This window comes from Methylobacillus caricis (genome assembly GCF_020532705.1).
GTDB lineage: Bacteria > Pseudomonadota > Gammaproteobacteria > Burkholderiales > Methylophilaceae > Methylobacillus > Methylobacillus caricis.
The window spans coordinates 1,048,780-1,061,904 of record NZ_JAJAVD010000001.1; the positions used below are offsets into that span (position 1 = coordinate 1,048,780).

General features: G+C 51.1%; 12 protein-coding genes. 9 read left to right on the forward strand and 3 right to left on the reverse strand.

Going from position 1 to position 13,125, the window contains the following annotated elements:
* The first annotated feature begins 10 nt into the window (after positions 1–10).
* The 7 genes from LG200_RS04975 to LG200_RS05005 all read left to right on the forward strand — a co-directional run bounded on the left by LG200_RS04975 (position 11) and on the right by LG200_RS05005 (position 7,400).
* Positions 11–829 (forward strand): energy transducer TonB, encoded by an 819-nt coding sequence (locus tag LG200_RS04975; protein ID WP_226756478.1) that lies wholly within the window; start codon positions 11–13, stop codon positions 827–829.
* A gap of 52 nt (positions 830–881) precedes the next feature.
* Complete coding sequence (locus tag LG200_RS04980) at positions 882–1,619, forward strand: MotA/TolQ/ExbB proton channel family protein (protein ID WP_226756479.1); 738 nt, start codon at positions 882–884, stop codon at positions 1,617–1,619.
* Complete coding sequence (locus LG200_RS04985) at positions 1,619–2,026, forward strand: ExbD/TolR family protein (RefSeq protein ID WP_226756480.1); 408 nt, start codon at positions 1,619–1,621, stop codon at positions 2,024–2,026. Before LG200_RS04980 ends, LG200_RS04985 begins: the two co-directional genes overlap by 1 nt.
* Positions 2,027–2,081: 55 nt before the next feature.
* Positions 2,082–2,891 (forward strand): ABC transporter permease, encoded by an 810-nt coding sequence (locus LG200_RS04990; protein ID WP_226756481.1) that lies wholly within the window; start codon positions 2,082–2,084, stop codon positions 2,889–2,891.
* A 5-nt stretch (positions 2,892–2,896) separates the two neighbouring features.
* Positions 2,897–3,679: an ABC transporter permease gene (locus LG200_RS04995; protein ID WP_226756482.1), complete on the forward strand. Its 783-nt coding sequence runs from the start codon at positions 2,897–2,899 to the stop codon at positions 3,677–3,679.
* 108 nt (positions 3,680–3,787) lie between these two features.
* On the forward strand, positions 3,788–5,572 hold the full coding sequence (locus LG200_RS05000) for an ABC transporter ATP-binding protein (protein WP_226756483.1): 1,785 nt from the start codon (positions 3,788–3,790) through the stop codon (positions 5,570–5,572).
* The gene (locus tag LG200_RS05005) at positions 5,559–7,400 is read left to right on the forward strand and encodes an ABC transporter ATP-binding protein (protein WP_226756484.1); all 1,842 of its coding nucleotides are present in this window, start codon (positions 5,559–5,561) and stop codon (positions 7,398–7,400) included. Before LG200_RS05000 ends, LG200_RS05005 begins: the two co-directional genes overlap by 14 nt.
* Positions 7,401–7,439: 39 nt before the next feature.
* Here LG200_RS05005 and LG200_RS05010 read toward each other — a convergent pair whose 3' ends face one another.
* Complete coding sequence (locus tag LG200_RS05010) at positions 7,440–8,828, reverse strand: exonuclease domain-containing protein (protein ID WP_226756485.1); 1,389 nt, start codon at positions 8,826–8,828, stop codon at positions 7,440–7,442.
* Between the two features lie 622 nt (positions 8,829–9,450).
* Between LG200_RS05010 and LG200_RS05015 the strand changes: the two genes are divergently transcribed.
* Positions 9,451–10,017: a PEP-CTERM sorting domain-containing protein gene (locus tag LG200_RS05015; protein WP_226756486.1), complete on the forward strand. Its 567-nt coding sequence runs from the start codon at positions 9,451–9,453 to the stop codon at positions 10,015–10,017.
* Positions 10,018–10,316: 299 nt separating this feature from the next.
* Here the strand turns inward: LG200_RS05015 and umuC are convergent, their stop codons facing one another.
* Both umuC and LG200_RS05025 read right to left on the reverse strand, forming a co-directional pair.
* Positions 10,317–11,600, reverse strand: coding sequence for a translesion error-prone DNA polymerase V subunit UmuC (umuC, locus tag LG200_RS05020; protein WP_226756487.1), 1,284 nt, complete (start codon positions 11,598–11,600; stop codon positions 10,317–10,319).
* Positions 11,587–12,003, reverse strand: coding sequence for a LexA family protein (locus LG200_RS05025; protein ID WP_226756488.1), 417 nt, complete (start codon positions 12,001–12,003; stop codon positions 11,587–11,589). Before LG200_RS05025 ends, umuC begins: the two co-directional genes overlap by 14 nt.
* Positions 12,004–12,186: 183 nt before the next feature.
* Between LG200_RS05025 and LG200_RS05030 the strand changes: the two genes are divergently transcribed.
* On the forward strand, positions 12,187–13,125 hold the full coding sequence (locus LG200_RS05030) for a hypothetical protein (RefSeq protein ID WP_226756489.1): 939 nt from the start codon (positions 12,187–12,189) through the stop codon (positions 13,123–13,125).

The window sequence follows — 13,125 nt, forward strand, 5'->3', positions numbered from 1 at the left end:
GAGAATACAGGTGTCTACTTCTGCCTTGAAGCCTTCCGGCCTGCTTAACCCAGGCGGTTTCCTGTCCAGCAATGAGTCAATTGCTCCGCGGGTTTCGGAAGCAACCAGGCGCATCGATCGTTCATTCGCCCTCAGGCAAAAGCAGCTTGAGAGCGAGGCAGCGAGTGGTGGTTCCGGCAGGAATTATCTTGTCTTGGGGCTAGTAGTGGTTGCGGCTCACGTCATTGGTGCTTATCTCTACGTTAACACTAGTCATGAGCCGATTGTGCAGCCGAAGCGGGTAGAAATTGAAATCATTAAACCGGTGATTGAACCGCCACCGGAGGTAAAACCGCCACCTCCGCCACCACCACCTCCGCCAAAGAAGGTTGAGCCGCCAAAACCCAAGCCTCAGCCTGCGTTGAAAACGCCTGAGGCGGAGCCGGATATCAAGCCTGACGATATTGTAGTACAGGAGAATACGACTGCTGAGAAGACTACTGGGCCAGTAGAAGCTGCGCCACCAGAACCGCCAGCACCGCCTGCGCCACCCAAGGAAGAGCCGGTTACTGAAGCGACAGGTTATGCCGGTTATTTGAACAATCCGGCGCCCAAGTATCCATCCTTTGCCCAGCGCCAAGGTTGGCAGGGCACAGTGACTTTGCGGGTGAGGGTATTGGCTAATGGGCGTGTCCAAAGTGTTGAGGTAAAAAAGTCCAGTGGGCGTAAGACTTTGGATGATGCCGCAATTGAGGCGGTCAAGGGATGGGAGTTTGCGCCATCCAAGCGCGGCAATACACCAATCGACGGTTGGGCAACTGTGCCGATTGAATTCAAGCTGGCCTCATAAGGTTAAGGCTCTCTAGTTAAATAAATAGTAACCAGTTACTTAAGGAATAATTATGTTTGATATTGAAAACTCCAAGTCTTTGATTGTTGATGGTGTGCTGTACTCGCTGATTGCTTTTTCTGTAGTCACTTGGACCCTGTTGTTGGTCAAGGGTTTCCAGCATTGGCGTGCAAGCAGCCAGACAAAGCGTTATAAGAAAGAGTTCTGGAGCGCCCCCAACATTCTCGCAGCGGCTGAAATCCAGGACGTAGACGGTCCGGCCGCCCGTGTAGCTAACGCTGGCTTCCATACATTGCGTGATGTTGATAGCAATGCTTCGCATGACCTGGAACATACCGGGGACCGCCAGGATTTGCTTGAGCGTTCCTTGCGCCAGCAAATACTTAAAGAACGACGCAGCCTGGACAGCGGTCTTGCCATTTTGGCAAGTATCGGCAGCACATCTCCGTTTGTCGGCCTATTCGGTACGGTATGGGGCATCATGAATGCCCTAACCAATATCGGTGCGCTTGGTTCTGCAAGCTTGGAAGTAGTGGCTGGCCCGATTGGTGAAGCTTTGGTGGCGACTGGTCTTGGTATTGCGGTTGCCGTGCCGGCAGTGTTGGCCTATAACTTTTTCACTCGTCGCCTGAAGTTGATCAGTGGTGATCTTGATGACTTTGCTGCCGACCTGATCCGTTTATCACGCAAGGTTAATTTCGGTGGCAAGGCTGCTGAAGCAGCTGCTGCCAAACAGCATGCGGAGAATGGTTCATCTGTGGTTAATCTTAAAAATGAGGCGTTCGCATAATGGCATTTTCATCCAGTAATGAAGGCGATGAAGTTTTAAGCGAGATCAACATTACCCCATTGGTGGATGTAATGTTGGTATTGCTGGTGGCTTTTATCGTGACTATCCCGGTCCTTAACAACGCGATTACCGTTAATCTGCCGAAAACTGCAGCTACTCAGCCGCCGGAACCAAAGAAACCCGTGACTGTAAGCGTGGACGCGCAAGGCAAGGTGTTTGTAGATAAACAGGAATTTCCGTTAGGCCAGCTTGAAGCTGAACTCAAGACACGTCATTCCGCCAATCCAGAGCTGGCCTTGCATCTCAGCTCTGATGAGGCTGTCAACTATGGGGTTGTGGCCAAGGTAATGGCGTCTATCGAACGTGCAGGCATTACCAAGCTTGCAGTATTGACTCAAGCCGAGTAATTGCGCAGTGAATAGGGCAACAAAAGCAGGTTTTGAGTAGGAAAGAATCCAGAATATGAGTATAGGAATCAGGGTTGCACTTGGCATCAACCAGGCCGACCCTAAGTTTCGCCGTCGTAGCCGTTTGCGCCTTGCCGCTTTTATTTCTCCTATTGCCTTTCTTTTGCTGTGGGCTTGGGTTGCTAAAATAGAGTTGTTTTCCCCTCAGCTTCTGGTGTCGCCGCTGGAGGTCTTGCAAACGTTCCACGAGCTGTTGGACTCCGGAGAGCTCTGGGAGCATTTGTCTGTGAGCTTCTCGCGGTTGGGGATAGGTTTCTCGATAGGGGCTAGCTCCGGGCTGCTTTTTGGTATAGTCATGGCTTTGTCCAAGCGCGTGGAGGGGTTTTTCTCACCTGTTTTCCAAGCCTTGCGCCAAGTACCCAGCATTGCCTTGATTCCTATCTTCATCCTGCTGTTCGGTATTGACGAGATATTCAAGATCGCCATTGTGACCAAGGCTGCATTCTTCACGGTGGCGCTGGCTTCGTACGAGGCAACCAAGGGTATTTCAAGAAATTATTTTGAGGTGTCGCAGGCTTACAAGCTGCCAACCTATACGCTATATACCAAGATTGTGATTCCGGCGATCTTGCCGCCTGTATTGACCGGATTGCGGATTGCGTTCTCACGTTCCTGGACGATCCTGGTTGCGGCTGAGCTCTTGGCTGCCGATAGCGGCCTCGGTCATATGATGCAAATGGGACGTGAGGTTTTCCGTATCGATATTGTCATGGTCGGTGTAGTCTTAACAGGGCTGATCGGCTTTGGTATCGACCGCCTCTTCAAATGGGGCGAAGCCAACCTTATTCCATGGCGTACAGCGTGAGCATCATGTCAACACATACTTTATCCAAATACAGTTTTCTTAACTCTGCACGTGGCTGGCTGATTCCCGTAGGTTTATTGCTGGTATGGGAAGTCATGTCGCGCCAGAGTGCTGAAAATGCCTACGCTTTTGCATCGATTGAACAGATTTACCATGGCTTGGTAGAAATACTGTCAACTGGTGAGTTGCAGCAAGGGATAGCGGCCAGCCTGCAACGCGCTTTTCTTGGCTTGCTGATCGGTGGTTTCCTCGGGTTCTCTATCGGTGCCGTCATGGCCCAATGGCGCGTAGCCGATGTTTTAATTGGCCCGCTCTACCATATGTTGCGACAAGTACCGCTCATGGGACTGGTGCCTCTGTTTAGCTTATGGCTAGGTAATGGAGATCCCTCCAAGCTGGTCGTAGTATGCCTCTCTGCATTCTATCCACTTGTGTTGGCAACTTATGAGAGCCTGCATCAGGTAGAGAGCAAGTACAAGGAGGTTGGCGATGTGCTTAAACTGAGCCGTACCAAGACATTTATCAAGATACTGTTGCCTGCTGCCTTACCAAATATTTTTACTGGTATATCCTTTGCACTTGCATTTGCCTGGCTAGCAACCATCGGTAGTGAAATTTTGTTTAGTGCTGGCGCTGGTCTCGGTAATATCATGATGAATGCACAGGCGGCTTCGCGCATGGACATCTTGATCATCCTCACTGCGTTGATTGGCCTGCTCGGTTTTCTCATGAACTATCTGATCAACAAAGTCGGCCAATACTTGTTCCGCTGGCGCAATCTGCGCTAGCCTTTTACCCCATATGTCCAATACGGCAGCAATCAAGCTGCCGTATTGATGTATAAAGGCTGTTTCCTTAATGAATAGCCGTCATCATTTGCTTGAAAGTCATGGTTTGTGAATATCCGCTCCTATCCCTTGCTGCGCTGCCTGTTGCTCTATCGTCGCACTCCCATCCGCTTCTGGATATCCGCTGCCCTGTTTGCCCTGGCTAATTTCATGCTCGCCTGGCAACAGGGCATGATTGCAAGGGCGGTTCATGACGTAGAGCTTGGACTGGCGGTGGTGGTGGATGCGGCAGGGAATGTAGATGCAAGTGTTGCCGTGCACTGGTTGCTGGTGATTGTCGGGATTGCCACAGGCCGGGCATTGCTAATGTATTTTGTTGGCTGGTTGTCGTTGGTAATCCAGCAGGATTTGCTCGGCCACTTGCGTGAAATGATATTGGTGCAAGTGCAGCGCCTGGACTTGGCATATCACTGGCTGCATGGGGCAGGGGAGATCGTCACGCGCACCACTCGCGATTCAGACAAGGTGCGCGACGCCCTGATCAGCTTCTGGCGCCAGGTGGTGGATACCTCTTTTATTGTCATTGCCGCAGTTGGATTCCTTTTCTGGTATCACCCATTGCTGGGTATAGGTCCTCTGGTGTTGACGCTGGTCGGCTTTTTTATCCTGATTCGCCAGACCGACCACTTGGTACAGCTTGACCGTGCTGTCGGCCAGGCATTTGATGCAGTGAACCAGGATTTGACCGAGGGGGTCAACGGCGTCCGTGTCATCAAGGCGTTCGGTTTGGAGGCTTCACGCGTAAACCGCTTTGAAGGGCATGTCCGGTTTTTTGTCGGCCAGGCACTGGAAGCGCTGGCTTACTCCAGCTCGCGTATTCCATTGCCACAGTTTGTGGTGGGCATTGGCCAGGTATGGGTGTTGGGGACAGGGGCTTATCTGGTATCCCATCATCAATTGAATTTTGGTGAACTGGTAGCGGCCTTGTTGATGGCAACTACATTGGTTTTCCGGGTGGAAGGAGTGGGGAGGGTCATGCAGGTATTTGCTGATGCCCGTTCATCTGCCGCACGTATCTGGGAGCTGCTGGATGCCTTGCCGGAAATCGAGAGCGGCAGCCAGCAGATCAAGGCCAAGGATGTTGGAATCCGCTTGAGCGATGTCACCGTATTGCCCCCAGGCGGCGGCAATCCAGTATTGAAAGATTGCAGTCTCACACTCAAGCCTGGCGAGGTGGTTGCCCTGGTGGGAGCCACTGGCTCTGGCAAGAGCACGCTTGCAAACCTGCTTCCGCGCCTAGTCGATCCTGCAAGTGGGCGTGTGGAAATAGGCAGTGGGGATCAATGGCAGGATGTACGTGACCTCCTGTTGGATGACGTCAGGCGCAACGTTCATGTAGTACCGCAGGAAGGATTTTTGTTTTCCGATACGTTGGCGGCCAACCTGCGCCTGGCAGCCCCAGATGCCATGGATGATGGTCTGCACTGGGCATTGCACATGGCTTCTGCAGATGAAGTGCTGGCAGGCCTGGGCGACGGACTGCAAACCAAGATTGGCGACAGGGGCATTACCTTGTCAGGCGGCCAGCGCCAGCGTATCTGCCTGGCCCGCGCGCTGATCGGCAGGCCCGCCATACTGGTGCTGGATGATGCCACGAGTGCGCTGGATGCAGTCACGGAGCGCAACGTATTGCAAAACATACGCCGCCTTCCCGGTAAAAAGGGCCATGCCATTTCAGTGTTCATTATTGCCAGCAAGCTTTCTACTATCCTCTTGGCGGATCGTGTCTTGTTGCTGTCGGGTGGACGTATCGTGGCTGAGGGCACACATACCACTCTCACTGCGCAGAGCGCGGAATACCGTGAATTGATGGGGATAGATGATGGCCGTTGATAATGTTCCTGTTCTCAAGGTGATGTCGGATATCGAACTTGAAGAAATGTTCGCTCAGCAGAAATTGCAGCGCGGCATGTTCTGGCGTTTATTGCCTTTATTGCGGCCTGTACGCCATTTTGTGCTGGGCTCCATCCTGGCTGAGGTTTTGCTGGTGTCCTTTGTTTTCCTGCGGCCTTATTTTATTGAACAGGTGATAGACCATGGATTGATCCGGAGCGTTGCGGGCGCTTACAGCCTAGATACCCATCTCATTGCCTGGGCATTGCTGGGGATGACCATTTCCTGGGCCGGGCGCTTTGGCCTCGCGGGAGTGTCTCAATATCTTTCCGGCTCTGCTGCCATCCGGGTGCTTAATAGTCTGCGTGTCAGCGTGTTCAACCATGTGCAGCATTTGAGTGTGGGTTATTTTGACCGTACCAAGTCCGGCCGCATTGTTTCGCGCATAGACAGGGATGTGGACAGCCTGGAGCCGCTGATGATACAAGGTCCGCCAGAGCTGCTTTCCGCCTTGTTGCGCAGTTTTGTAGCCGGCGTATTGCTGTGGCTGATATCGCCAGTGTTGTTTCTGAGCCTGGCTTCCATTATTCCATTGCTTCTGGGCGCTACTTGGCTATTCAAGAAGCTGGCACAAAGTAATTACGCGCGAGTGGCGGAAAACCGCGCACGTTTTACTGCCCACCTGGTGGAAACCGTGGCCGGGGTACGCATGATCAAGCAGACTGTGCAGGAAGAAAGCAATCGTGCGCGTTATCGTGCGTTGATCCAGGATTTCATCCAGTCGCTGATCCGTAATACCCTGATGGCAGGCTGGTTCACCCATTTCACAAGCATCCTGACTACATTGGGCATGATGTTGCTGCTGGTGTTTGGCGGGCGGGAAGTGGCATTGGGGCACATCAGTTTTGGTCAACTGGCAGCCAGCATGTTTTATGTGTTCATGTTCCTTGGGCCTTTACAGGAACTGGGCGACCTGTTTGAACGCTATATCAATGGCGTGGCTTCGGCACAGCGCATATTCCTGCTGCTGGATACCAAGCCGGAAATCCGCGACAAGGAGCAGGTGCTGCCTTTTGAGCACGTGCGTGGCGATGTAGAGTTCAGGGATGTGGTATTTGCCTATAACCCGTTGGCAGCAACTCCGGTGATACGCCACCTTGACCTTAAGATACCTGCTGGGGAAGTGCTGGCAATTGTTGGTCCTACGGGGCATGGAAAAAGTACATTGGTGCAACTGCTGACCCGGTTTTATGAGGTACAAGCCGGCGCTGTCTTGATAGATGGCAAGGATGTGAAGGATATTGCCCAGCGGGACTTGCGCAGTCACGTGGGCGTGGTTTTGCAGGATAATGTATTGTTCAGCGGGACTATTTTTGAAAACTTGCAGTTGGCTAACCCAGAGGCCAGCGAGCAGGATTTCATCAATGCCGCACAGGCATTGGGCGTGCATGACATCATCAGCCGCCTGCCTCATGGCTATCATACGGAAGTAGGGGCGCTTGGCAGCCATCTGAGTCACGGTCAGCGCCAGCTGGTGTGTCTGGTACGTGCCTACCTGGCTGATCCTGCTATCCTGATTCTGGATGAAGCTACCTCGGCTGTGGATATCCAGACTGAACGTAAAATCCAGCATGCATTGAGACGATTATGTGAAGGACGCACTGCCATCATCATTGCGCACCGCCTGGCGACCATACGTGATGCGGACCGCATTGCGGTCATTCGTCAAGGGCAGGTGGTGGAGCAAGGCACACACGACGTGCTCATGCAGCAGAGCGGTCATTATGCAGCGCTTTACCATGCTTATGAGCAAGGGCAGGAGTTTTAGATTGCCTTATTTGAACGGCACTCTTCCTGCCTTGGCATGCTATAGCTGGATAATGTTTAGCTTCGCTTTGCCAAGCTCTTTTAGCAAAAGTTTGTAACTATCGAGGTCGAAGTAAAAATCGGTCTTGCTCATCAGAAGTTCCGCGCATGCAGGCTCGTCCTCCACGGATCCCAGGTAATTCCAGTGCTCGAAAACATGGATCGCTGATTTCCCATTATCGGCATTCGACTCCTTGATGCCGATCTTGCCTGGGTAGGGCCAGTATTTTAATTGTTGTGCAATCAGTGCCTGCTTCAGGCGCAAGTAATGAATATCCGGAGATTCCCTGTCGCAGCACACTCCCTTGCAGCGTTTGAGCTGAAAGGCAAAGCAGGGACCTTGCCCAGGCTCCAGGCCCACCCACTGCGGGCAGAGATGGTGAGCTTCTACAATCTGGCGTAATGCAGCAATAGCCTGGCGCTTGCTGCGATAAGCGCCATATGACTGCCCCAATGATTCCGGCGTGATTTCATCGTGATTGACCAGCGTCAGCAATGGCGTCTGGGTTGGTGAACCAGATAGCTTCCATGAGCATAATTGCCGCTCGCGTCTGAGCTGGCGGTTATAAATGGGCTGGCGTTCCTTGATCAGGCGGGATTCGAGCAGCAAGGCTCCAAATTCTCCCGCAGTTTCTATCCATTCAATGTGCTTGATTTCCTGTGATATGCGCATGCTTTTTGTCCGTGCATGATCGCTGCTGAAATGGGATAGCACACGTGAACGTATATTCACGCTTTTACCCACATATAAGGGCAGGGTGTTATCACCATAAAAAATATAAATGCCTGGTGTTTCCGGCATCTCCTCCAGAAGTTGAGGATTTATGCCAGCAGGCAGGCTTTGGCCCTTCAGCAGTTGGCTGGCCATTTGCTCGAGTCTATAGACGCCATGTTCCCGCTCTGCAATCTCAAGAAACGCAGACATCACTTCTACGTCCCCCATGGCCCGGTGGCGGGACGAGCACGCAATATTGTGCCGCTGGATAATCGCATCAAGCCCGTGGCTCTTGTATTCAGGATATAAGAGCCGGGATAGTTTAACCGTGCAGAGCACTTGTTGTCGCAATGTAATACCCAGGCGCTTGAACTCGCTCTTGAGGAAGCCATGGTCGAAGCGCACATTGTGCGCGCACAGCACAGCGCCTTCCAGATAAGTGATCAAGTCAGCCGCGACATCCTTGAACAAGGGGGCATCCTTCACCATCTCGTTGGTGATGCCCGTAATGCCCTGGATGAAATAGGAGATATTCATTTCCGGGTTCACCAGTGTCTGCCAGCGGCTTACCTCAACGCCACCTTCATAACGGATCAGGCCGATTTCCGTGATTCTGTCTGTGAGAGGGGTTGCGCCGGTGGTTTCAAGGTCGAGCAATACATAGGCTGGAAGCATTGAGAAAGGTCTACATTTATCTTGAGTCTTGTGAATTTTATACCTAATCAGCTTTGCGAGTGACTGGATGCATAGTGTCAGGCCAAGATATCCGTAAGTTTCCTATGCTTTTCCTCAGTCAGGGGCAATCACTGTCTTCTCACAATTCGGCACGTGTACGACATACGCATCAATGCACATGCATGATTGATAGTGCACATATGATGTGCTGCAATTTTTAAGGCTCCAACGGTAAAAATTAATGAAATTCAAAGGAATGTAAGGAGACCATTTGAATTTCTTATCAATATTCCCTATTTGATATACCAGATAGAAAAGGGCCGTTACCCATGTTGCCTTTCGGCTAATAATGGGTAACGGCCTTGTTGTTCACTTGTAGGCCGAACGCTTTGGATATCTAGAATGCGGTTGGTCAATTGAGCCAACTTTATCGTTTGATATTAAAGGGATAATTAGCCCGAATGGACTATATTTTGGTGGCTTGATTGGGAGTAGATTTAATCCGCGTTAAAAGTAAGGCGCCCGGACTATTACTAGATATTGCGACATGCCTGTCAGGTGCGTCGGCTCTGATCAACCTATCAGGGTTTTCTCGTTATGATTCATGATTAAGGGGAAACAAATGAAATTACGTCACATTGCGCTGGCTGTAAGTTTTGCGCTAGTTAGTTCACAGGCCATGGCCAATGGCTCGATCTTCGTCACTGAACCTGGTGCCGATGGCTTCAATATCGAGACCTTGGGCTTTAATGGTTCCAGCTATCTCATTACACAGATCACCTTCGACTTCTCAAGCACTACCACATCCGACGGCAGCTACTTGGTCATCGATGGGTCACCAATTTCTATTACACCTCCTGCTGGCGGCACTGCTACTTTCTTCGGTAGCGGTGCAGTATTTGGCTTTAACTTTACCAGCTTCGATACTTTCGATGTTTTCAAATTCAGCTGGGATCCTGATTCGGCTATCGATGGAAGTTATGGCGCAACCAGTTTCGATTTTATTGGGGGCGTGGTGACAGCTTGGACTGACAATGGCCTGGTTTACACAGGTACTTTTGCCCAAGTAGGCTTTACTCCTGATGTTGCTGCTGTACTGACGCCTGTTCCTGAGCCATCAAGCTATGCTCTTATGTTGGCTGGAATTGGTCTTTTGGGTATTGCAATGCGTCGTAAGAGCCAAACTTGAAATTTTCATATGCAATGCCAAGCCTGCCCTCAGGGGTAGGCTTTTTATTTGTGGTGAGCTTGGTTAATTTTTAATGTGATGACGTGACTGAGGTCGGAATTTAAATCCAATGATCTGGATTTGCATGACCTTGTTTGGCTATGGGCAAATTTAGGTTGTTGTTCGATTGACGATCACTGAAAAGGAAAAAGGGTTAGCCATTAAGCTAACCCTTTTTTTATCTGGCTCCCCGATGTGGTCGATCTAAGAACCAAGAAAATTCATATTTTGCTGCCTGATCAATTGCGCAGATTAGCTGCCTAGAGAACTACTGGCAAATCTTGCCAATCTGTAGTGTAGTTTGGACTTTTGAAAGCCCGGCGCATTTGCCAGCCATTGTCCAGGCCCTCAGATGCCAATTTCATGGTGCCGCGGCTGTACTTGTCATTGATTTGATCTAGAGTGTTCATCAGCTTTATAGATTTGGCATCTGTCACAGAAAATCCAAAGAGGTCGCGCTGCTGCCCACCTTCAGGAACAAGTTCACTCAGCATTACCCCCGCCTTCTGATAATAGATGCCTTCCTTGAATATCTTTTTCAATATCCACTGCGCTGTCTTATCTAACAACATCGTGTTATTAGTCGGAGAGGGAAGGGCAACGAACTGGCCAGCGCTGAAGTATTGCGCCTGGTCGAAAGGACTGTTCTGGATGAACAGATGTATTGCCCCGGCATAGAGGCCTTTCTTCCGCATGCGCTCTGCAGCATTGGTGACGTGAAATGAGATAGCCTCGCTCATGTCCTGCAAGCTGTTCACACGCTGCCCAAAGGATCGGGATGACATCACTTGCTTTGCCTCTGGCAATACTTCTTCCAGCTCCAGCCATGATTCTCCGTTCAACTCTTTGACTGTGCGTTCCAGTACCACGCCAAACTCATCCCTGATGCGCTTGGGGCTGGCATTACGTAGGCGCCATACATTATCCACTCCCAGCTCATTGAGGCGCTTTTCCAGCCTGCTACCCACGCCCCAGACTTTGGAAACAGGTAAAGCCTCCATGATTTTCTGCAGCTCACCGGTGCTGATGCTGGTTAGATCACAAACGCCGTCATAGCCTGGCTGTTTCTTCGCACAGTGATTGGCCAGTTTTGCGAGGGTCTTTGTATGACCAAAGCCAACGCAGATCGGCAGGCCAGTCCATTTCATTACTGTGTCCTTAATCTCACGGCCGTATTTGCTGTAGTCCCGGTTCACGCCAGTGAGGTCTAGAAATGACTCGTCGATTGAATACACTTCAACCCTTGGGGCAAACTGGCGGAGGGTGTCTGAGAACCGGTTGCTCATATTGGCGTATAGCTCGTAGTTGCTGGAGAAGTGAATCACGCCCAGCCTGGTGGCTTCCTTTTCGATCTCAAACCATGGTCGGCACATCCAAAGCTCCAACAGCTCTTTGGCTTCCTTGGATTGGGCAATGACGCAGCCATCGTTGTTGCTCAGGACGACTACCGGCTTATGTCGCAGATCCGGGCGAAAGACTTTCTCGCATGATGCATAGAACGAGTTTGCATCACAGAGGGCGTAGACCAGGTTATTGTGGCTCATGAATGACAGTGGTCACGACACCGAATACAATCAATGACTGGTCGGGCTGCAGCTCAATGGGAGGATAGGCCGGGTTCTCTGACAGCAAGGTGAATGCTCGACCAGTTTTCTTCAGGCGTTTGACCATCCATTCGCCTTCCACATCCACAATTACTATCGAGCCTGATTTAGCTTTCTTGGATCTGTCGACAATGATAGTGCTACCAGGATAAATACCGGCACCAATCATTGAATCGCCAGCCACCACAAACAGGAATGTTGCTGGCGGGTTGGTGATGAAGCGGTGATTGAGGTCAAGGAATTCCTGCTCATAGTCCTGAGCAGGGGAAGGGAAGTGAGATTGTCCAGCGCGCACCTTCGATGAATACTGCGGCAGCGCCAATGGCAGGGTGCTCTCAGGCACCGGCCCAAGAAGCTTACAATTTGATCTGTGTAGAGGTAGAAACATAGTGAGCATAGTTTACTGTACGAATGTACACTATTCTATGACTTTTCACATATTCAACTGTACGCTCGTTCCGAACAGTACCTTGAGCGACATTTAGCCCCCCTGCACATGTCATGCGCCTTGCTGGATTATCCGAGCATGGCGAAAGACCGTTCCAATCCTCTCGATAAGATATCGTTTTACTGCAAGCCTTGCTTTCACTCATTCAAGGCGGCGCCATCACGTATTGAGGATGCGCCTGATCAACCGCACCACCCATATCAATATTTCGGCACATGTCCCAATTGCGAGCGCGAAGTTGAACAGGTGCATTGGGAAAAGAACCTGATAGCGGCCTGGGGTAAATCCACAGGACCCAAGACGGAAGAAGGGAAGGCCGCCACAGCAGCCAACCTGGAAGGGCATCCCACCAAAGAGGAATCGCTGCGCACTCGATTCAATGCCATGAAGCATGGCATGAATGCGAGAACCGCCAATTATTTTCCGGCTAAGCCAGATGGTTACTCATTCTGCCAAGGTTGTGATGTTGACCGGGTGTTTTGCAGGCAGCAAGCGGCTTGCACCAAGAAAACCGAATTATTCATGCTGCACCATGCGGCATTTGAGCAGCGCAATCCCAAGCACCTGATGGGGATCTATTCAGATATGCATGCCGGTGTGTTTGCCCTGGTGCAACAGATCGTCCAGGTCATTGTCGCTGATGGGGTCAAGATCGAGTCGGTAGTCTGGGATTACGACAAAGACAACAATGTGCGCGTGGCTGAGTATGTTGATGAAGAAGGTAATCGCAAGCTCTTACGCAAGGAACTGACAGCCCACCCCTTGCTAAAATCTCTGGGAGAGCTGTTGACCAGGTCTGGCCTGACCTTATCCGACATGGGGATGACCAACAAGGTCATTGAGGCTGAGGATGACAGCTTCGGTAACACGCAGGACGCGCCCGTCAAGGTCGACGCCAACGAATACAGGCAGCGCCAGGTACTGGCCTTGCAAGACATGGCGGACAAGATTCAGCGCGCCAACAAGCAGACCGATCAGGATCCAATTCTGCTTGAATACAACCAGGAGAATTCCTGA